The following is a 19,029-nucleotide window of genomic DNA, read 5'->3' as shown; positions in this document are numbered from 1 at the left end:
CTAGCCGATCGCTTCCATCACCGCGGCGCGGAGTTCGGGGATGCCGAGGCCGGTTTCGCTCGACGTCTGCAGGATGTCGGGATGCGCGGCTGGGCGCTTGCGGGCCTCTTCCTGCGTGCGCTGGTAGACGTCGGCGAGTTCGGTCGCCTTGATCTTGTCGGCCTTGGTCAGCACCATGCGGTAGCTGACGGCGGCCTTATCGAGCATTTCCAGGATCTCGCGATCCACGTCCTTGATGCCGTGGCGGCTGTCGATCAGCACCAAGACGCGCTTGAGTTCCTGGCGGCCGCGCAGGAAATCGTTGACCAGGAAACGCCATTTCTTGACGATATCCTTGGGGGCCTTGGCGAAACCGTAGCCGGGCATGTCGACCAGCCGGAACGCGAGCGGCTCGCCGACGTCGAAGAAGTTCAGTTCCTGCGTGCGACCCGGCGTGACCGAGGTGCGCGCGAGCGCCTTGCGCCCGGTAAGCGCATTGAGCAGCGACGATTTTCCGACGTTGGAGCGGCCGGCGAATGCGATCTCCGGCACCTGTGCGTCGGGCAGGAACTCCAGTTTCGGCGCTGATTTCAGGAACGTGACCGGGCCGGCGAAGGTCTTCCGGGCGCGTTCCAGCAGTTCCGGCGTGAAGCCTTCGGTGGGGGGCGTTTCGGGAGTGGCATCGCTCACTTCACCACCGCCTCTTTCATGCCGGGATGCCGGGCGTACAGCACGCGCTGTTGCAGGATCGTCAGGCAGTTGGAGGTGATCCAGTAGACCTGCAGGCCGACGGCGAACGGGGCCATCACGAACATCAGCACCCACGGCATGATCGCGAAGATCTGCTTCTGCGTGTCGTCCATCGGCGCGGGGTTCAGCTTGAACTGGAAGTACATGCTGATCCCGAGCAGCACCGGCACGATGCCGATCGCCAGGAAGTGGGGCGGCGTGAAGTTGAGATAGCCGAAGGCGTTGAGGATCGTTGCCGGATCCGGCGCGGACAGATCCTTGATCCACAGAACGAACGGCTGGTGGCGCATTTCGATGGTCAGCAGCAGCACCTTGTAGAGCGCGTAGAAGATCGGGATCTGCAGCAGGGTGGGCAGGCAGCCGGCGAGGGGATTGACCTTCTCCGTCTTGTACAGCGCCATGATCTCCTGCTGCTGGCGCGGCTTGTCGTCCTTGTAGCGTTCCTGCAGCGCCTTCATCTTGGGCTGGAGCAGCTTCATCGCGGCCATCGATTTGAACTGCTTCTGCGCGATCGGGAACATCAGGCCACGGATCGTGAGCGTGAGCAGGATGATCGCGACGCCGAAGTTTCCGATCATGCGGAACAGCCAGTCGAGATAGGTGAAGATCGGCTTTTCGACGATCTCGAACCAGCCCCAGTCGATCGCCTTGTCGAGCATGAGGATCTTGCCGTCATTCTCGTAGCGCTGGAGCAGCTTCACTTCCTTCGCGCCGGCGAAGAAACGGCTGGTCTGGGTGATCGCCTGGCCGGGGGCGAGGACGCGCGCGGCGCTGGCGAAATTGCCCTGATAGGTGTCGTTGCCGCCCTTGCGGAATTCGGCGGAGACCGGCTGGCCCTGATCGGGGATCAGTGCGGTCAGCCAATATTTGTCGGTGAAGCCAAGCCAGCCACCCTGAATGGTGAAGCCGGGATCGGCGGCCTTGTCGAGATCGGTGAAATTGGGACCGTATTTCGCGCCGCCGCCGAAGACCGACATCGGGCCGACATGGGTGGTCCAGGTCGTCGGATCCTTCGAATGGCCGGAACGGTTGACCAACGCGTAGCTGGCCACCGGCACCGCGTTCGCGGCGGTGTTCAGCACGGTCTGGCGGATCGTGAACATGTAGTCGTCGTCGACCGACAGTTCGATGCGGAAGCGCTGGCCCTGTGCGTTGGCGGCATCGAGGCGGACGGGCTTACCGGGGGCGAGGACATCGCCGGTGGCGGTCCAGACCGTATTGGCTGCGGGCGGCTTCAGGCCGTTATCCTGCCAGCCGAAACCGGCGAAATAGGCATCCGCAGCGCCGGCGGGCGAGAGCAGGCGGATCGGTGCCGAATCCTTGGCGATCGTTTCCTTGTATTTGGTCAGCACGAGATCGTCGATCCGCGCGCCCTTAAGGTTGATCGAGCCGCTGAGCGTCGGGGTCTGGATGCGGATGCGCGGGGATTCGGCCAGCACGACCTTGCGGTCACGCGTGGCGGCGACGCCGTCCGCCGCTGGATCGGCCGAGGGGTTGGGCACGACCTTCGCCTTGCCGTCGACGATCTGCGTGACCGGCGGGTTGGCGGTGGGGAAGAACTTGCCCTGTAGGAACGGCCAGCCGAACAGGATCAGCGCCGCGATCACCGCGAACAGGATGAAATTCTTTTGGTCGTCTTTCACCGGTCGGGAATCCTGTCGTGATAATCTGTTGCTTTAGGGAACCGGGTCGTAACCCGAACCGCCCCAGGGATGGCAGCGCCCGATACGGCGTGCGGCCAGCCAGCCCCCCTTGAGCGCGCCATAGCGGCGAAGTGCCTCGATTGCATAGGCCGAACAGCTTGGCGCGTAGCGGCAGGTGGGCGGCAGGACGACCGAGGGACCGAGTTGCCAGGCACGGGCGAGGAGGATGAGGAGGCGGGCGAAGATGCTCGGGTGATGCATTTCACAGCAACCCCCACTCCCTCCGTTCGCCCTGAGCCTGTCGAAGGGCACGTCCTGCGCTTGCCCTTCGACAGGCTCAGGGCGAACGGGTGATGGCGTTTGGGGAGGAGCGGACATCGGCGATGTCACCGCATCACCTTGGCCAACGCCTTGGCGAGTTCAGTCCGCAACAGGGCGTAATCGCGTTCGACGCCGCCGGCGCGCCCGATCAGCACGTGATCCGCGCCGCGAATCCCGGAGACAGGAAGCAGGTCGCGCGCCAATTCGCGCAGCCGCCTTTTCATGCGGTTGCGGACGACGGCGTTGCCGATCTTCTTGGTGACGGTGTAGCCGATTCGCATATCGGGCGAACCGTCCTGCCGATCGCGCACGAGCAGGACGAAGCCCGGCATCGGTGCGCGTTTACCGGCGTTCGCCGCGAGGAAATCGCGGCGAATCGCTAAAACAGTTAGGCCGACAGCTTCTTCCGGCCGCGGTTGCGGCGGGCGCGCAGGACGTTGCGACCGCCCGGAGTCGCCGAGCGCGTGCGGAAGCCGTGGCGACGTGCGCGCACCAGGTTGCTCGGTTGAAAGGTCCGCTTCATCGGTCATTCCCTAAGATTCTAATCCCCCTGACGTCTGAACCCCGGGGGGGAAGTCTAAATGCAAAAGGGCCGCCACGAGGGCGACCTTGAAGCCAGGGCCATTAGGCAAAGGTCGCGCGGAAGTCAATTCTCTGCTGCCATCTTGTCACGGGCGTGGCGACGGAGCGCGCTGCCCCGGCGCATCATGCGATCGATGAAGCCGCCGATGCGCGGAAAACGTCGCTTCAGCCGGGCCCAGCGCAGCCGCGCCCAGTGCGAATTGCGCAGGATGAGCACCATGCCGCCGGCGAACACGATCGTCCCCGCAGGGCCGGGCAGGATCGCCACGGCGGGGGTGACGACGACGAGCAGGACTCCGCCGGCGAGTTCGGCCTGACGCCGCGCGGGATGGCGTCTCGGGCGAGGTGCGGGGGCGGGCGCGGTGTCGGTCACGAGCGCGGATGTGGGGCAGGTGTCTTGTTTGCGCAAGACAGCTTATGTCATTCTCTGACGAGCGTGAAACACGGTATGGGATAAATGGCGATAGGGCTATTTCCCATAAGCGGTTTGCGGTTATGGTCGCGCCTCTTCTGGGGGAATGCGCGGATGGTCGCGATCGTATCGACTGTCGCGTATCTCGGGCTGGAGGCGCGCGCGGTCGAGGTGCAGGTGTCGCTGGCACCGGGATTGCCCAATTTCATCGTCGTGGGGCTGGCCGACAAGGCGGTGGCGGAAAGCCGCGAGCGGGTGCGCGGGGCGATCGCCGCGATGGGGCTGGCGCTGCCGCCGAAGCGTATTTCCGTGAACCTGTCGCCGGCGGACCTGCCCAAGGAGGGATCGCATTACGATCTGCCGATCGCGCTCGCCTTGCTGGGGGCGATGGGGGTGATCGATGCCGAGACGCTGAGCGGCTATGTCGCGGTCGGCGAACTGGGGCTGGACGCGCGGATCGCGCCGTCGCCGGGGGTGCTGCTGGCGGCGCTGCATGCATCGGAAGAGGGCAAGGGGCTGATCTGCCCGGCGGCGCAGGGTGCGGAAGCGGCGTGGGCGGGATCGATCGAGGTGATCGCGCCGCCGGACCTGCTGTCCTTGCTCAACCATTTCAAGGGCCATGGCCTGCTGTCCGCGCCGCAGCCGGGGCAGGCCGACGAGGCGTTCACCGGGCCGGATTTACGGCAGGTGAAAGGACAGGAGACGGCGAAGCGCGCGCTGGAGATCGCGGCGGCGGGCGGGCACAATCTGCTGATGGTCGGGCCGCCGGGCGCGGGCAAATCGCTGATGGCGGCGTGTTTGCCGGGGATATTGCCGCCGCTGGATGCCGCCGATGCGCTGGAAGTGTCGATGGTGGCGAGCGTGGCGGGGACGTTGCAGAACGGGCGGCTGACGCGGACGCGACCGTATCGCAGCCCGCATCATTCGGCGTCGATGGCGGCGCTGGTCGGCGGCGGGCTGAAGGTGAAGCCGGGCGAGGTGAGTCTCGCGCATCTGGGGGTGCTGTTCCTGGACGAACTGCCGGAATTCCAGCGCTCGGTGCTCGATTCGTTGCGGCAGCCGCTGGAGACGGGCACGGTGAGCGTGGCGCGGGCCAATGCGCATGTGACGTTTCCGGCGCGGGTGCAGCTGGTGGCGGCGATGAACCCGTGCCGGTGCGGGCATCTCGGCGATGCGGCTCTGGCCTGTTCGCGCGCGCCAAGGTGTGCGGCGGATTATCAGGCGAAGGTGTCGGGGCCGTTGCTCGACCGGATCGACCTGCATGTCGACGTGCAGGCGGTGAGCGCGGCCGATCTGGTGCTGCCGCCGCCGGCCGAGGGATCGGCGGAGGTGCGGGCGCGGGTGGCGGTGGCGCGCGGGGTGCAGGCGGCGCGGTATCTGGAGCATCCGGTGCGGACCAATGCCGAGATCGACGGCGTGCTGCTGGAGGCGGTAGCGACGCCGGACGAGGCGGGTCGCAAGCTGCTGGCGCAGGCGAGCGAGGCGATGCGGCTGTCGGCGCGGGGCTATACGCGGATCCTGCGGGTGGCGCGGACGATCGCGGACCTTGGCGGAAGCGAGATTGTCGGGCGGGTGCATGTGGCGGAGGCGTTGAGTTATCGGCGGCAGGCACCGCGGAGTTAGGGGGCGCGCGTGCCAAAATTCCCGTCTGTCCTGAGCTTGTCGAAGGACTGTCCTTCTTTCTGCCGTTGAGAAGAAGGGCAGTGCTTCGACAGGCTCAGCACAGACGGGATTGGGGGTGATGTCCACGCTCTAATTCTATCAACAGCCGCTTCGCTTCCAACCCGCCCGCAAACCCCGTGAGGCTGCCGTTGGTGCCGATCACGCGGTGGCAGGGGGCGATGATCGAGATCGGGTTCTTGCCGTTCGCGGCACCGACGGCGCGTGAGGCGGTGGGGCGGCCGATCGCCCGCGCGATCTCGCCGTAGCTGCGGGTTTCGCCGAACGGGATGGTGAGCAGCGCGGCCCAGACGCTTTTCTGGAAATCGGTGCCGTGGAAGTCGAGCGGCACGGTAAATTGGGTGAGGGTGCCGGCGAAATAGGCGGCGAGCTGGCGTTCGGTTTCGGCGAGGATCGCGTTGCTCGCGTCCTCGATCATGGCATCGAGGCGGACGCGGTCGGGGGCGTCGTTTTCCCACAAGATCGCGGCGAGGCCGTTCGCGCTGGCGACCAGTTTTAGTTCTCCGACCGGGGAGGGCATCGTCTTGCAGGCGTAGGTCATGGTTCGCATCCTTCTCGCGCCTTTGGATAGGGCAGGACGGGCAGCGATGCTTTCCGATTCCTGCGATCAAAGCGCATGCGTGGCCCAATAGTCGAAGGCGATGTCGTGCAGGCGGCGGACAAAGGCCTGCGCCTCCGGGCCATCCCAGGGGCCGGCATAATCATGTGGCGATTGCGCGAGCCCGACCCACCAGCCTTGCCCCGGCAGGCGATCCGATTCGCGCACGACCAGCACCGCCAGTTCGGGTTCGCCGTCTGCCGCGGCGCGGGCGTCGATCGCGTCGAGCGTCTTGCACATCGCGCGCATCTTCGGCCGGGTGAAGCGATGGCCCAAGGCGAGGAGGATTTCGGAATAGCTCATCGCCCGCCGCTCCTGCGCCGCCGCGATCAGCAGGGCGCGGATATGGGCGACGTCGGAAACGGGAATTGGGAAGGCGGCGTAGTTCATCGCCGGATCATTCCCGGAGAAAGCATGGCGGGCAAGTGCAGCGAAAGGGGGTGGACGGGGCGGGACCAGTTATGCCATCTGCGCCGCTCGCGATTACGGGAGCGGCAACGCTCGATCCGTCCTGGCCGATGCGGGCGTGGTGGAACTGGTAGACGCGCCGGACTCAAAATCCGGTTCCGAAAGGAGTGTCGGTTCGATTCCGACCGCCCGCACCAACTTTTTCGAATGACAGGCCAGTCAGCGCGGGAGCGCGATGATCGCGTTCAGGCCGCCTTCGGGGCGGTTCTCCAGCACGATCTGGCCGTCGGCATCGCCGACGATGGCGCGGGCGAGCGCCAGGCCGAGGCCGATGCCGCCGGTGTCGCGGTTGCGGGAGGTTTCCAGGCGCGTGAAGGGATCGAACACGTCGCCGAGGCGATCGGCCGGGATGCCGGGGCCGGAATCGGCGACGACGATCTCGACCTTGCCCGGCGTCGCGGCGATGCTGACGGCGGCGGTATTGCCGTATTTCACCGCATTCTCGATCAGGTTGCGCACCGCGCGGCGCATCAGCGAAGGGCGGAGGCGCATTTGCAGGCGGGGGGTATCTTCGTCGAAACTTACGTCCGCACCGAGATCGCGGAAATCCTCGACCACGGCATCGACCAGGGCGGCGAGATCGACCTCGGTCAGCGGTTCGCTCGGGCGGCCCAAGCGCGCGAGACTGAGGATATCGTCCAGCGTGCGATCCATTTCCATGATGGTGTCGGCCATCTTGGTGCGATCGGCATCGTCCTCGACCGATTCGATCCGGACGCGCAACGCGGCAAGCGGGGTGCGCAGATCGTGGCCGATCGCCCCCAGCATGCGGTCCTTTTCGTCCAGCATCGCAGTGACGCGCAGGCGCAGCGCGTTGAAGGCGCTGACCACGTCGCGCAGATCCTGCGGCCCGCCCTCCGCGATCGGCGCATCGACCTCGCCGGGGGTGAAGTTGCGCGCGGCGAGCGAGAGGCTGCGCAAGGGGCGCGAAATGCGGCGGCCGATCCACAGCACCGGCAGCAGGACGATGCCGTAGAGGATCAGCGTCTGCGCGATCGTGCGCCACACCATGTCCATGTCGGCGCGCGGCCATGGCGAGGTGAGGACGAGCCAGGTGCCGCCGGCCTGTTCTACCGCGATGACCAGTTCGCCGCCACGACGGATCATGCGCTGGGCCAAGCGCGGATTGAGGCCCTTCAGGCGAGGGCTATCGGCACGGATATCGCGTACGCCGGTTTCGACGCGACCGACTTTCAGCCCGGCCTCGGCCAGCGCCTCGTGCACGCCCTGTTCGATCTCGGCGCGATGTTCGGCACCGGGCTTGATCGGGGAGGTGGCCATCACGCGGACGCGGCCATTGGAGCGCTCGACGAAGCCGCCGGCATTGGCGCGCTCCACGGCATCGACAATGCGGGCGACGGCAGGGCCGGTGGCCTGTTCGTAGCGGAAGTTCTTTCGTTCCTGCAGCAACAGCGTGAAGTTGATCGCCTGCGCGAGAAACAGGGCGACGGCGATGATCAGCGCCATTTGGCCGGCGAGACTGCGCGGCCATAAACGGAGGTGCTTCACAGGCGGGTGACTTCGGCCGCGAGCGTGTAGCCGCCGCCCCAAACGGTCTTGATCAGGTCCGGATTCTTTGGATCGGCCTCGATCTTGCGGCGCAGGCGGCTGACCTGATTGTCGATCGCGCGATCGAAGGCGGCGGCTTCGCGGCCCTGCGTCAGATCGAGCAATTGATCGCGCGTCAGCACCTGACGCGGACGGGTGACGAGCGCGTGGAGGAGATTGTATTCGCCGGTGGAGAGCGGGACGGAGACGCCCTCGCGATCGACCAGCGCACGCTCGCCCGATTTCAACACCCAGCCGGCGAACGCGAACGATCCGCTGTCCGGCGCATGCTGGCGCGTGCCGCCGGCGGCGGCGCGGCGTAGGATGACCTTGATGCGGGCGGAAAGTTCGCGCGGCGAGAAGGGCTTCACGACATAATCGTCGGCGCCCATTTCGAGGCCGACGATCCGGTCCGTCTCCTCGCTGCGCGCGGTGAGCAGGATGACGGGGATTTCGCCACTCTCGCGGATGTGGCGCGTGAGGCTCAGGCCGTCTTCGCCCGGCATCATGATGTCCAGGACGACGAGATCGATCGCATAGGCGGCAAGCCGGGTGCGCGCCGTCTCGGCATCGCCGGCCTGGGTAACGCGGAAACCCTGCTTGGTCAGATATTGCGCGAGCGGCTCGCGGATCGAGCGCTCGTCATCGACCAGCAGCAGATGTGGCAGATCTCCCATCGGGTCCGGGCTTAGCATGATAATCCCTGTAGGAAAGAAGGCTTGGGGGAAGGTGCCGGGCAGGGGCGAGGCGTTCGATTAGGCAGCCGGCGGGCCTCCACGCATGTGTTCTCCCGCGAAAGCGGGAGCCCAGGGTCGCAAGTGATGCGGCTGTGGCCCTGGACCCCCGCTTCCGCGGGGGAACAGTGAAGGTAAGCGGCGCGACTACTGCCCGACCGGCGGCGGGGGCATGGCGCCGGGGGCGTGCATCTTCCGGGTCGCGCGGGCGGCGGCGAGTTCGGTCTGATCGACGAAGCCGTCCTTGTTGGTGTCCAGCTTTGCGAAGCGAGCGTCGGCCTGGGCGCGCATTTCGTCGCGGCTGATCTTGCCGTCCTTGTTCGTGTCAAGCTTGGCCAGCATCTTGCCGTGGCGGTGGCCGTTCATGGCGTGCGGCCCTTCCGTGCCGGCGGGCGCTGGTGTGGGTGCCATGCCGGGCGCGCCTTCGCCGCCACCGCCGCGCCGCATCTTGCCCATGCGCTCCATCATCGCCTGACGCTCGGTCGGATCAAGCTTGCCGTCCTTGTTGGTGTCGAGCCGGTCGAACATCGCGGCGGCGCGTTCCATCGCCGAGGTGCGCGTGATCGGCTGGGCGTTGGGGCGCATCTGGCCGTTGCGGCCGATGAGCTCGTCGCCGGAGATCGTGCCGTCCTTGTTGGTGTCGCGGGCGTCGAAGCGCGCGCCGGCCTGGGCGAGGAATTCGGCGCGCGTGACCGTGCCGTCGCCATTCACGTCGGCCTGCATCATGCGGCCGGGCTTGGGAGCAGCGGGTGCGGGTGAGGGGGTGGTCTGGGCGGCGATGGCGGTGCCACCCAAGATCGTGCCGGCAAGCGCGGCGGCGAGAACGAGCATCTTCATGGCCCTGGGATTTCCTTGTTCAGCGGATGACGCAGCCGATCCGCGTCCTGAACAGCGTAATGCACCGGGGCTGTCGTGGCGATGTGTCAGGGGGTGGGGGAAAGTGTCGCAACTTGTCGCAGGGATTTGGGCTCATCCATGAGTTTGAGCCACGATCCCCCGTTCGTGCTGAGCTTGTCGAAGCGGGTGCCCCGAACACTGTTCCTTGCTTGGGACACGCCCTTCGACAGGCTCAGGGCGAACGGGTTAGGTTGGGTTGGTTTGGGTTGGGTTGGGTCGGACTTCTACAGATCGGACATTTACGCACGTGTTCTCCCGCGAAAGCGGGAGTCCAAGGTCATAGAAGATGCCGCTTGTGGCCCCTGGACCCCCGCTTTCGCGGGGGAACAGCAAAGGTATATGAGCACCGAACCGGGCCAGCAGTGCCGCCCGATATCACCCGAAGATCGCAACGCTCTGCATGCCCTCGGCGACCTTGATCCCGTCGGCGTTCCACACCGCCATCGTCTGGCTGGAGCAGCCGTTGCGGGCGAAGCTGGAATCGGCGGCAAGCAGCCACCAGCCGTCGGTCGTCTTGGGCTCGGGCGTGAGCAGATTGACGATCCAGGTGAGCGAGGACAGCGGCACGAAATCCTTGCCGAACAGCTTGAAGGCGGCGGGCGGCAGGGCGTCGCCGATCGCCATCATCTCGACCATCGGATCGAGCGCGGACCGATCTCGCAGCCGTGCCCAGCGGAGCCAGGTCGCCGCGCCGGGTTCGTCCTTGTAATCGAAGAATTCGAAATTGCCGGTGAAGAATTCGGGCGGGCCGACATAGAGCTTGTCGTCGGCGGTGGGCGGTTTGCGGGTCGCGGGTTCCGCCGCGTCGAGATCGACGCGCGATCGCTGGGGGGCCATGAACACGAAGGTGGCGCGGTAGCCTAGGCCCGCCTCCGACGTTATGTCGGACTGGATGAAGGCGGCGTTGCGGCCGCGGCGCAGCTTGGTCGCGGTGACGGTGACGTCGCCGGCGAGCGGGCCGATGAAGGACACCTGCGCGGAGCGGAGCGGGGGCAGGTCCGGCTCGATCGCCTGCGCGGCGTGGAGCGCGAGCGCGCTGGACAAGCCGCCATACGCGGTGCGGCCCTGCAGCCAGTTGGCGGGGATGTTGGCGGTGAAGCCGGTATCGGTCGGCGTGGCGGCGGAGAGGATTTCGAGCAGGGTGCTCATGCGTCCGCCCCCGCAAGACGATCGCGCAATTCGCGTTTCAGCACCTTGCCGATCGCGCTTCTCGGCAATTCCTCGATCGCATGGAGTTCGGACAGGCGCTGCGTCTTGCCGAGTTGCGTGTTGGTCCATTGGCGGATTTCCTCCGCGCTGGCGTCGATCCCGGTGTGCGGCACGTAGAAGCCGACCGGGGTTTCGCCCCACGCCTCGGACGGCACGCCGACGACGCTGCAATCGGCGACCGCGGGATGCTGGCGCAAGACGGCCTCCAGATCGGTCGGGTAGATGTTGAAGCCGCCCGAGATGATCAGGTCCTTCTTGCGGTCCATCAAAATGAGGAAACCGTCTTCGTCGAAGCGGCCGACATCGCCGTGGCGGATGTAGCGATTGCCCGCCGCATCGTGCCATTCGGCCGAGGCGGTGGCCTCCGCACGGCCGTGATAGCCGGTCATCATCGTCGGGCTGCGGCCGACGACCTCGCCCATCTCGCCGGGGGCGACTTCGTTGCCGTCTTCATCGATCAGGCGGATTTCGTGGCCGGGCAGCGGCGGGCCGACGGTGTGGAGCTTGTCCGGATGCGCGGTGGCGTTGAGGCCGGTCGAGGCACCGCCCTCGGTCATGCCGTAATATTCGAGCAGCATGCCGGGCCAGCGCGCGAGCACATCCGATTTGAGCGCGGCGGAGAAGGGCGCGCTGGTGCTGGTCTTGAGGCGGAAGCTGGTGAGGTCGAAGCCGTCGAAATCGGGGAGTGCCATGATGCGCTGATACTGGACGGGCACGAGCATGGTGTGCGTGGCGCGGTGGCGTTCGGCCAATTGAAGATACCCGCGCGCGTCGAACTTTTTCATCAGCACTACGGTGCCGCCCCAGCCGAGCGTCGGCAGGAAGCTGACCAACGTGGTGTTCGAATAAAGCGGCGTGGCGATCATCGTGACGGCATCGCCGAACCCGGCGGCGGCGTTGCGCGCGATATGGGCCCAGCGCATCGCGTGGCTCTGCACGATGCCCTTGGGCGTGCCGGTGGTGCCGGACGAATAGATGATGTTGAAGCCGTCGTCCGGAGTGATCGTCACCGGCTCAGGCTGCGCGCCTTCGGGGGCGAGCCAGGTGCCTAGCGATTTCAGGTGGACGAGTTTACCGGGAACGTGCTGACCGGCGAGCGTGGTTGCGGCGTCGGCGTCGATAAAGGTGATGGGCGCGCCACAATCGGCGATCATCGCGACGAGCGCCGCACCGGTGGAGGACGGGGCGAGCGGCGTGGCGACGCAGCCGGCGCGCAGGGCGCCGAGGAACACGGCGGCATATTCGATGCTGGCGGCGGCGACGATCGCGACCGACGATCCTTGCGCGATCCCGTCGCGCTGGAGGGCGGCGGCGATGCGGTCGATCAGGGCATCCAGCCCGGCATAATCGAGTTCTCCGCCGGCCTCGGCCAATGCGATCTTGTCGCCCCGCTCCCGGGCGTGGGCGCGGATCAGATCGGGGAGGGTGGCGAAGTCGCTTTCGAGCATCTCGGCGGCAGTGGGCATAAAGGCCTTTTCGGTTCCGATGGTTCGAGATCGCTAGGCCAGCCTCTTGCGAAATGCCATACGCGAAGTTCGAAAAATGGAATCGGGAAGGGGCGGATGATGCAGGATGCGGTTGCGATCGTCACCGGGGGCGGTACGGGAATCGGCGCGTCGGTGGTGCGCAGGCTGGCCAAGCGCGGAGTGCGCTGCGTGATCAATTATGCGTCGAGCCGCGACGAGGCCGAGGCGCTGGCGGCGGAGGTCGGCAACGGGGCGATCGCGGTGCAGGCGGATATCGTCGAGGATGCGGCGTGCCGCGCGCTGGCCGGGGCGGCGGTGGACGCGTTCGGGCGGATCGACTTTCTGGTCAATAATTCGGGGCGGACCAAATTCGCCAATCACGAGGATCTCGATGCACTGGATGCCGAGGATTTCGTGGACATCTATCGGCTGAACACGATCGCGCCGTTCCAGATGATCCGGGCGTGCGCGCCGGCGATGCGGGCGGGCGGGATCGGTGCGGTGGTGAACGTGGCGAGCGTGGCGGGGGTGTTCGGCAACGGATCGTCGGTCGCCTATGCCGCGTCGAAGGGCGCGCTGGTGACGATGACGCGGAGTCTGGCCCGCGCGCTGGCCCCGGCGATCCGGGTCAATGCGGTGGCGCCGGGCTATGTCGGCACCGGCTGGTTCGAGAAACGGCTGGGCGAGGAAGGGTTCGCCGCGCTGAACGCCTCGATCGCCAGCAAGACGCCGCTGGGCATCGCGGCGGGGCCGGACGACGTGGCCGGGCCGATCGTGATGCTGCTCGACCCCGACGCCCGCGCGATCACCGGCGAGGTGATGCTGCTGGACGCCGGCGCGCATCTGGATGTCGGGCTGAGCCGGCGGCCGGGGCGGGAGATTTGAATCCCGTCATTTCCGTTTCATAATGGATTGACAGAAAAATCGGACTAATCGAAATACTCCCCCGGGGGCTAATCTTGTCCCGGGGGAAAATTAATCATGCGATCGTTAGTATTTACCGCCATAGTTGCGTCTGCCGTTTCCGGCACCGCCATGGCGCAAGTTGCCATTCCGGCCGCCACCGTAAAGCCCGTCGTCGCGACCGAAGTCGTACAGACGCCGTCCGCTAATGGCGTGATGTTGCAGCCGGTCGCCGGCGAGAGCATCCTTCGCGTGGGCACGCCAGTGCCGCTGAAGACCAGCGAGGAACTGACGACCAAGGGCAAGAAGCTGAAGGTCGGGCAGCGTTTCCAGATGGAAGTCGCGGAGAACATGACGGTCAACGGATCGGTCGTGGTGCCCGCAGGGTCGCCAGCCGTCGGCGAGATCACCGATGTGCGCAACAAGGGCATGTGGGGCAAATCGGGCCATCTCGCGGCGCGCATCCTGTATCTGACGGTCAATGGGCGGCAGATCCGCCTGTCGGGTGCGTTCGATGACAAGGGCACTGCGGGCGGCATCGGGGCTGCTGCCGTGTCGGCGGTTGTGTTCCTGCCGGCCGGGTTCTTCATGACCGGCACCAGCGCGAAGATCGCGCTCGGCGCACCGGTTAAGGGCTTCATCGATGAAGACGTGCCGTTCGTGGTCAACACGGCTGCGGTGAAGCCGATCACGGTGGTGGCACCGGTGGCGAGCGTGCCGGTTGCCGGAGCGGTTGCGCCGGTGGTTCCGATTGCTGCTCCGGCTCCAGCCAAGAAGTGATTTGTGGGGGTGGCCTTCGGGCCGCCCCCTTTTTGCACTCTATTGCTTCCCCGGCGAAGGCCGGGGTCCAGTAGCGGAGGTCGGAGTTACGTCGTGCAGCGCATGATCACTTCTGTCTCCCGACTGGGCCCCGGCCTTCGCCGGGGAACTCGTGTTTGGCGGACGGTCGAGGTTTCCCGTCAGCCGCCGACCTTAGCCGTCTGGCCGAACAGCACTTTCTTCTGTTCGTCGGTCATCGGGGTCTGGGTCGGCTGGATCGCCTTGCCTTTTTCATAGGCGGCGATCGTGGCGGGGCGGGCCTTGATCGCGGCGTGCCAGCGCTTCACGTTGGGGAAATCGTCGATATTCTGGCCCTGGATCTCGGGGATGATCCACGGATAGCTGGCCATGTCGGCGATCGTGTAATCGGCGCCGGTGATGAACTCGCGGCCCTCCAGCCGGCGATCGAGAACGCCGTACAGGCGGTTGGTTTCCTTGACGTAGCGGTCGATCGCATAAGGCACCTGTTCGGGCGCGTAGCGGGTGAAGTGGTGGTTCTGGCCGAGCATCGGGCCGAGGCCGCCCATCTGCCACATCAGCCATTGCACGATCTCGACCTTATCGCGCAGATCGTTGCCGCCGTTGAACAGGCCGGTCTTGTTGCCGAGATAGATCAGGATCGCACCGCTTTCGAAGATCGCGATCGGCTCGCCGCCATCGACGGGATCGTGATCGACGATCGCGGGCATGCGGTTGTTGGGGGCGATCTTCAGGAAATCGGGTTCGAACTGTTCGCCCTTGCCGATGTTGACGGGGACGACGCGATATTCGAGCCCGGCTTCCTCCAGGAACAGCGTGATCTTGTGGCCGTTCGGTGTGGGCCAGTAATGCAGGTCGATCATCGCATGCTCCTTCGGATGGTGCGCGCGAAGTGGGGAGCGACCGATCGTTACGCAACCGGGGCAGGTGGCGGCACGCGGTCCAGCACCTTCCACACGATGATGCCGAGCGCGACGAAGGCGAAGATCGCCGCGAGCAGGAAGGCCGCGCCGGGGAAACCGCGATCGACGCCGAACGCCAGCGCCTGTGTCAGCAACAAGGGCGCGATGATCGAGGAAACGCTGGTCATGCTGCCGATCCCGCCCTGCAACGCGCCCTGATGCGAGGCGTCGACGAGGCGCGAGAGCAGGCCGTTCATCGCCGGGAAGACGAAGCCGGACAAAGCGCTGACGAGGAACAGTGCGTATGCCTGCCAGCTGGCGGTGACGAAGGCGTAGGCGAGGAAGGCAGTGCCGCCCGCCGCCAATCCCACGACCAGCGCGTGGCGTTCGCCGTAGCGGGCGATGAACTTGCCGGTGAGGCCGCCCTGCACGATCGCCATGACGAGGCCGACAAAGGCCAGGCTCCAGCCGATCGCCTTGGCATCCCAGCCGAAGCGGATCGCGGCCCAGAACGACCAGGTCGCGGGATAGATCATGTGCGCGAGCTGCCAGATGAACCACGCGATCAGCAACGGCGCGGCGAGGCCGGCGGCGAACAGCGGGCGGAACGCGCCGATGACGTGCGCGTCGCGCAGGTGGAACGGGCGGCGGTTCTCGGGCTTGAGCGTCTCGGGCAGCGCGATCAGCATGACGATAGCGTTGATGAACGCAAGTACGGCGGCGGCGACGAACGGGGCACGGTGGCCGAACTGCGCTAGCAGCCCGCCGATCGCCGGACCGACGATGAAGCCGATGCCGAACGCCGCGCCGATCAGGCCGAACACGCCGCTGCGCTTTTCCGGCGGGGTGACGTCGGCCAGCACCGAACTGGCCGGGCCGTACACCGCGCCCGCCGCGCCGGCGATGGCGCGGCCGAGGAACAGCCAGGCGAGCGTCGGGGCGACCGACATCAACGCGTAATCGGCGGCGAAGGCGAGCATCGAGAAGAGCAGGACCGGGCGGCGGCCGAACCGGTCGCTCAAGTTTCCGAGCACCGGGCCGGCGAAGAATTGCGTCACCGCGAACATGACGAGCATGTAGCCGGCGATCCGCGTCGCCTGTTCGAGATCGACATGGCCGAGCTGCGTGATGAGCGCGGGGAAGACGGGCATGACGATGCCGAAGCCGATCGTGTCGATCAGGACGGCGGCGAGCACGATGGGGACGGCGCGGTGATCGAATCGCATGTCGTGGCCTTCCGTCGGTTGCCGGTCGGGTGGGTTTGTACTTCGCTTTCGGGGGAGCAAGAAGAAGGTTTTAGCTCGCGCGAAGACGCCAAGCAGAAAGGCACTAAGAAGGAGAAGGTGCGTTGCCATCGCGTTGCGCGATCCGCTGGCTGATTTCTTCTTCTGCTTCGCGCCTTCGTGCGAGCAATACTTCTTATGAAAAGCGGTGTCGGTAGTTGGCGCTTGGCATCTTGTTCCCCGGCGAAGGCCGGGGTCCAGTCGTGACGCCGGTTTTGGCGGGCGTTACGCTCAGTTACTTCGACCTTCGCGACTGGGCCCCGGCCTTCGCCGGGGAACGAGTGCGCCGGGGAACGGTAGCGTCAGCGCCCCTTTGCTTGGGCGGCGTTCTGTGGCATTCGTTCGCCATACCCGACATTCAGATTCGCATAAAAGGATGAGGATTCATGGCTTCCGCCGCCGAACTCGACGCTCCCGTCAACCCGACCGACGCGTTTCGCAAGGATGCTCGCGACTGGCTTGCTGCGAACTTTCCGCCCGAGCTGAAGGGCAAGGACAATGCGATGTCCGCGATCGACGGGCCGACTGAATTGTCTCCGGCCGAGGCGCAGTGGAAGAAAGCGGTCGGCGACAAGGGCTGGGGCGTGCCGGCCTGGCCCGCGCAATATGGCGGCGGTGGGCTCGGCAAGGCCGAGGTGCGCGTGTTGCAGGAGGAGATGGGGCGGATCGGCGCTTGGAACCCGATCGGCGGGATGGGCGTGATGATGTTCGGCCCGACGCTGCTGGAATATGGCACCGAGGCGCAGAAGCAGGAGCATATCCCGCCGATCGCACGCGGCGAGATCCGCTGGTGCCAGGGCTATTCCGAGCCGGGCGCGGGTTCCGATCTGGCGAGCTTGCAGATGTTCGCCGAGGACAAGGGCGACCATTACATCGTCAATGGCCAGAAGACCTGGACGTCGGGCGGGCAGTGGGCGGACAAGTGCTTCGCCTTGGTGCGGACGGACAAGACCAAGAAGCATGAGGGCATCAGCTTCCTGCTGATCGACATGACCTCGCCCGGCGTCGAGGTGAAGCCGATCCGGCTGATCTCGGGCTCGTCGCCGTTCTGCGAGACGTTCTTCACCAATGTCAGCGTGCCGAAGGGCAATCTGGTCGGGCGCGAGGGCGAGGGCTGGACGATCGGGAAGCGGCTCTTGCAGCATGAGCGTTCCAGCCTGTCCGGTGGGGGATCGGCGGCGCGGATGTTCGCGGGCAAACCGATGGGCGCGCTGGCCAAGGAGTATCGCGGCGCGGACGAGGCCGGCCGGGTCAACGATAGCGACCTGCGCATGCGGATCGTGCGGCATGAGATGGACAGCCGGGCCTTCGCGCTGACTTTGCGGCGCGCGGCGCTGGAATCGCGTTCCAATCAGGGGCCTTCCGCCGCGACCTCGATCATGAAGAATGTCGGTGCGCGCATCACACAGGATCGCGCCGAACTTTCGATTGAGATCATGGGAATGAACGGCCTCGGCTGGGAAGGCGAGGGCTTCAGCGAGGACGAACTGAACCAGACGCGTACCTGGCTGTGGGGCAAGGCGGTGTCGATCTATGGCGGATCGAGCGAGATTCAGAACAATGTGATCGCCAAGCGCATCCTGGGGATGCTGGATCATCAATAGTTAGCGTCACCCCGGCGAAGGCCGGGGCCGCTGCGGGGCGGGTGCTGCGCGCGCCGCCCGGCGATCCCGGCCTTCGCCGGGGTGACGTGAGCCGGGATGACGTTACTGGGACAAGAGGATTCTGACATGGCCGTACTCAACGAAGAACAGACGATGCTGCGCGATATGGCGCGGGAATGGGCGGATAACGAGGTGCCGGTGAGCGCGTTTCGCAAGGTGCGCAATGCCGCGCCGGCGGAGGGTTACGATGCCGCAGCCTGGGCCGAGATGGGGCAGATGGGCTGGGCCGGGATCGTCGTGCCGGAGGAATTCGGCGGATCGGCGTTCGGCTATCTGTCGCTCGGGATGGTGCTGGAGCAATTGGGGCGCAACCTGACCGCGTCACCTCTGGCTTCGACGGCTGCCGCTGCGGCGGCGATCGCCTTGGGCGGATCGGATGCGGCGAAGGCGGAGTGGTTGCCGAAGATCGCGGCGGGCGAGGTCGTTGCGACCGTGGCGGTGGATGAAGGCCCGAACCATGATCCGACGAAGATCTCGACGAGCGTGTCGGGCGGACTGCTGAGCGGCACGAAGGCATTCGTCGCCGAGGGCGACAGCGCGCAGGTGTTCGTCGTCGCGGCGGTGGACGGGCTGTATCTGGTCGCCGGCGATGCTGGCGTGACGCGATCGCCGCGCAAGATGGCGGACTTCCGCAGCCATGCGCAGGTGAAGTTCGACGCCGCCAAGGCCGAGAAGCTGGGCGGGCCGGAGCTGACGGCGAAGGTGATCGACCTCGCCACCGCTGCGCTGTCGGCGGAAATGCTCGGCATGGCGGAGCAGGCGTTTTCGGTGACCAACGATTATCTGAAAACGCGCGTGCAGTTCGGGCAGGCGTTGTCGACGTTCCAGGCGTTGCAGCACCGGATGGCGAAGATGTTCACCGAACTGGAGCTGATGCGCTCTGCCGTGGAAGGCGCGCTGGAGGCGATCGATGCCGGGCGCAGCGATACCGATCAGGCGGTGAGCCTGGCCAAGGCGATCGCCAGCGATACGCTGCATCTGGTCAGCCGCGAGATGGTGCAGTTGCATGGCGGCATCGGCATGACCGACGAGCATGATGCGGGCTTCTATCTGAAGCGGGCTTATGTGCTTGAAACGATGTGGGGAAATGCGGCGTTTCATCGCGAGCGGTTCGCTCGGCTGAACGGGTATTGAGGAGCCGGAAAGCAGTCAGCGCCATCTCGTCACCCCCGCGGAGGCGGGGGTCCCGCTT

The 19,029-nt window shown here is 66.1% G+C and carries 20 protein-coding genes and 1 tRNA gene; 6 read left to right on the top strand and 15 right to left on the bottom strand.

Annotated features, from left to right (window positions below; all coding sequences use genetic code 11):
* The 6 genes from yihA to U1738_RS16945 form a co-directional block, all read right to left on the bottom strand.
* Positions 1-669: a ribosome biogenesis GTP-binding protein YihA/YsxC gene (yihA, locus tag U1738_RS16970; RefSeq protein WP_332790231.1), complete on the bottom strand. Its 669-nt coding sequence runs from the start codon at positions 667-669 to the stop codon at positions 1-3.
* Positions 666-2,372, bottom strand: coding sequence for a membrane protein insertase YidC (gene yidC / locus U1738_RS16965; protein WP_332790230.1), 1,707 nt, complete (start codon positions 2,370-2,372; stop codon positions 666-668). Before yidC ends, yihA begins: the two co-directional genes overlap by 4 nt.
* 33 nt (positions 2,373-2,405) lie before the next feature.
* Positions 2,406-2,618 (bottom strand): membrane protein insertion efficiency factor YidD, encoded by a 213-nt coding sequence (gene yidD, locus U1738_RS16960; protein WP_332790356.1) that lies wholly within the window; start codon positions 2,616-2,618, stop codon positions 2,406-2,408.
* 140 nt (positions 2,619-2,758) lie between these two features.
* Positions 2,759-3,070 (bottom strand): ribonuclease P protein component, encoded by a 312-nt coding sequence (rnpA, locus tag U1738_RS16955; protein ID WP_332790355.1) that lies wholly within the window; start codon positions 3,068-3,070, stop codon positions 2,759-2,761.
* Positions 3,071-3,081: 11 nt separating this feature from the next.
* Positions 3,082-3,216, bottom strand: coding sequence for a 50S ribosomal protein L34 (gene rpmH, locus U1738_RS16950; RefSeq protein WP_260598518.1), 135 nt, complete (start codon positions 3,214-3,216; stop codon positions 3,082-3,084).
* Positions 3,217-3,339: 123 nt separating this feature from the next.
* Positions 3,340-3,648 (bottom strand): hypothetical protein, encoded by a 309-nt coding sequence (locus U1738_RS16945; RefSeq protein ID WP_332790229.1) that lies wholly within the window; start codon positions 3,646-3,648, stop codon positions 3,340-3,342.
* Between the two features lie 153 nt (positions 3,649-3,801).
* Between U1738_RS16945 and U1738_RS16940 the strand changes: the two genes are divergently transcribed.
* Positions 3,802-5,310, top strand: a complete 1,509-nt coding sequence (locus U1738_RS16940; protein ID WP_332790228.1) for a YifB family Mg chelatase-like AAA ATPase — start codon at positions 3,802-3,804, stop codon at positions 5,308-5,310.
* A gap of 94 nt (positions 5,311-5,404) precedes the next feature.
* Here U1738_RS16940 and U1738_RS16935 read toward each other — a convergent pair whose 3' ends face one another.
* A complete protein-coding gene (locus U1738_RS16935) occupies positions 5,405-5,908 on the bottom strand; it encodes a methylated-DNA--[protein]-cysteine S-methyltransferase (protein ID WP_332790227.1) in 504 nt (167 codons plus the stop codon).
* A gap of 66 nt (positions 5,909-5,974) precedes the next feature.
* Complete coding sequence (locus U1738_RS16930) at positions 5,975-6,355, bottom strand: ribose-phosphate pyrophosphokinase (RefSeq protein ID WP_332790226.1); 381 nt, start codon at positions 6,353-6,355, stop codon at positions 5,975-5,977.
* A gap of 130 nt (positions 6,356-6,485) precedes the next feature.
* Here U1738_RS16930 and U1738_RS16925 point away from each other — a divergent pair.
* Positions 6,486-6,570, top strand: a tRNA-Leu gene (locus U1738_RS16925).
* Between the two features lie 22 nt (positions 6,571-6,592).
* On the opposite strand, the gene U1738_RS16920 is transcribed toward U1738_RS16925, so the two are convergent.
* The 5 genes from U1738_RS16920 to U1738_RS16900 form a co-directional block, all read right to left on the bottom strand.
* Positions 6,593-7,900: a sensor histidine kinase gene (locus U1738_RS16920; RefSeq protein ID WP_332790225.1), complete on the bottom strand. Its 1,308-nt coding sequence runs from the start codon at positions 7,898-7,900 to the stop codon at positions 6,593-6,595.
* Between the two features lie 38 nt (positions 7,901-7,938).
* The gene (locus tag U1738_RS16915) at positions 7,939-8,658 is read right to left on the bottom strand and encodes a response regulator (protein ID WP_332790224.1); all 720 of its coding nucleotides are present in this window, start codon (positions 8,656-8,658) and stop codon (positions 7,939-7,941) included.
* Positions 8,659-8,862: 204 nt separating this feature from the next.
* Positions 8,863-9,552 carry an EF-hand domain-containing protein gene (locus U1738_RS16910; protein WP_332790223.1) on the bottom strand — a complete coding sequence of 230 codons (690 nt, stop codon included), beginning with the start codon at positions 9,550-9,552 and terminating at the stop codon, positions 8,863-8,865.
* A 435-nt stretch (positions 9,553-9,987) separates the two neighbouring features.
* A complete protein-coding gene (locus U1738_RS16905) occupies positions 9,988-10,761 on the bottom strand; it encodes a thioesterase family protein (RefSeq protein ID WP_332790222.1) in 774 nt (257 codons plus the stop codon).
* The gene (locus U1738_RS16900) at positions 10,758-12,287 is read right to left on the bottom strand and encodes a class I adenylate-forming enzyme family protein (RefSeq protein WP_332790221.1); all 1,530 of its coding nucleotides are present in this window, start codon (positions 12,285-12,287) and stop codon (positions 10,758-10,760) included. The genes U1738_RS16905 and U1738_RS16900 overlap by 4 nt, the downstream gene beginning before the upstream one ends.
* Positions 12,288-12,383: 96 nt before the next feature.
* Between U1738_RS16900 and U1738_RS16895 the strand changes: the two genes are divergently transcribed.
* Positions 12,384-13,172 carry an SDR family NAD(P)-dependent oxidoreductase gene (locus tag U1738_RS16895; RefSeq protein ID WP_332790220.1) on the top strand — a complete coding sequence of 263 codons (789 nt, stop codon included), beginning with the start codon at positions 12,384-12,386 and terminating at the stop codon, positions 13,170-13,172.
* Positions 13,173-13,322: 150 nt separating this feature from the next.
* Positions 13,323-13,970: a hypothetical protein gene (locus U1738_RS16890; protein ID WP_332790219.1), complete on the top strand. Its 648-nt coding sequence runs from the start codon at positions 13,323-13,325 to the stop codon at positions 13,968-13,970.
* Positions 13,971-14,149: 179 nt separating this feature from the next.
* On the opposite strand, the gene U1738_RS16885 is transcribed toward U1738_RS16890, so the two are convergent.
* Positions 14,150-14,851, bottom strand: coding sequence for a glutathione binding-like protein (locus U1738_RS16885; RefSeq protein ID WP_332790218.1), 702 nt, complete (start codon positions 14,849-14,851; stop codon positions 14,150-14,152).
* Positions 14,852-14,898: 47 nt separating this feature from the next.
* Positions 14,899-16,116 (bottom strand): MFS transporter, encoded by a 1,218-nt coding sequence (locus U1738_RS16880; RefSeq protein ID WP_332790217.1) that lies wholly within the window; start codon positions 16,114-16,116, stop codon positions 14,899-14,901.
* Between the two features lie 443 nt (positions 16,117-16,559).
* Here U1738_RS16880 and U1738_RS16875 point away from each other — a divergent pair, with 443 nt between their 5' ends.
* Positions 16,560-17,777 carry an acyl-CoA dehydrogenase family protein gene (locus U1738_RS16875; protein WP_332790216.1) on the top strand — a complete coding sequence of 406 codons (1,218 nt, stop codon included), beginning with the start codon at positions 16,560-16,562 and terminating at the stop codon, positions 17,775-17,777.
* 126 nt (positions 17,778-17,903) lie between these two features.
* Entirely contained in the window at positions 17,904-18,971 is a 1,068-nt protein-coding gene (locus tag U1738_RS16870; RefSeq protein ID WP_332790215.1) for an acyl-CoA dehydrogenase family protein, read from the top strand.
* Positions 18,972-19,029 lie beyond the last annotated feature (58 nt).

Origin of the sequence: Parasphingomonas caseinilytica, from assembly GCF_036663755.1 — a bacterium.
In the GTDB taxonomy this organism is placed as follows: domain Bacteria; phylum Pseudomonadota; class Alphaproteobacteria; order Sphingomonadales; family Sphingomonadaceae; genus Sphingomonas.
Note: the sequence above shows the minus strand (reverse complement) of the source record. Positions and strands in the feature narration are given on the sequence as shown.

What these genes read in the sequence shown, in the direction of transcription:
- U1738_RS16920 (WP_332790225.1), bottom strand. Translation starts at nt 7,900, where the DNA reads ATGGCGCTGATCATCGCCGTCGCCCTGTTTCTCGCGCAGGCGATCAAC.
- U1738_RS16900 (WP_332790221.1), bottom strand. Translation starts at nt 12,287, where the DNA reads ATGCCCACTGCCGCCGAGATGCTCGAAAGCGACTTCGCCACCCTCCCC.
- U1738_RS16905 (WP_332790222.1), bottom strand. Translation starts at nt 10,761, where the DNA reads ATGAGCACCCTGCTCGAAATCCTCTCCGCCGCCACGCCGACCGATACC.
- U1738_RS16935 (WP_332790227.1), bottom strand. Translation starts at nt 5,908, where the DNA reads ATGACCTACGCCTGCAAGACGATGCCCTCCCCGGTCGGAGAACTAAAA.
- U1738_RS16880 (WP_332790217.1), bottom strand. Translation starts at nt 16,116, where the DNA reads ATGCGATTCGATCACCGCGCCGTCCCCATCGTGCTCGCCGCCGTCCTG.
- U1738_RS16910 (WP_332790223.1), bottom strand. Translation starts at nt 9,552, where the DNA reads ATGAAGATGCTCGTTCTCGCCGCCGCGCTTGCCGGCACGATCTTGGGT.
- U1738_RS16930 (WP_332790226.1), bottom strand. Translation starts at nt 6,355, where the DNA reads ATGAACTACGCCGCCTTCCCAATTCCCGTTTCCGACGTCGCCCATATC.
- U1738_RS16895 (WP_332790220.1), top strand. Translation starts at nt 12,384, where the DNA reads ATGATGCAGGATGCGGTTGCGATCGTCACCGGGGGCGGTACGGGAATC.
- U1738_RS16875 (WP_332790216.1), top strand. Translation starts at nt 16,560, where the DNA reads ATGGCTTCCGCCGCCGAACTCGACGCTCCCGTCAACCCGACCGACGCG.
- U1738_RS16870 (WP_332790215.1), top strand. Translation starts at nt 17,904, where the DNA reads ATGGCCGTACTCAACGAAGAACAGACGATGCTGCGCGATATGGCGCGG.
- U1738_RS16915 (WP_332790224.1), bottom strand. Translation starts at nt 8,658, where the DNA reads ATGGGAGATCTGCCACATCTGCTGCTGGTCGATGACGAGCGCTCGATC.
- rpmH (WP_260598518.1), bottom strand. Translation starts at nt 3,216, where the DNA reads ATGAAGCGGACCTTTCAACCGAGCAACCTGGTGCGCGCACGTCGCCAC.
- U1738_RS16885 (WP_332790218.1), bottom strand. Translation starts at nt 14,851, where the DNA reads ATGATCGACCTGCATTACTGGCCCACACCGAACGGCCACAAGATCACG.
- U1738_RS16890 (WP_332790219.1), top strand. Translation starts at nt 13,323, where the DNA reads ATGGCGCAAGTTGCCATTCCGGCCGCCACCGTAAAGCCCGTCGTCGCG.
- U1738_RS16940 (WP_332790228.1), top strand. Translation starts at nt 3,802, where the DNA reads ATGGTCGCGATCGTATCGACTGTCGCGTATCTCGGGCTGGAGGCGCGC.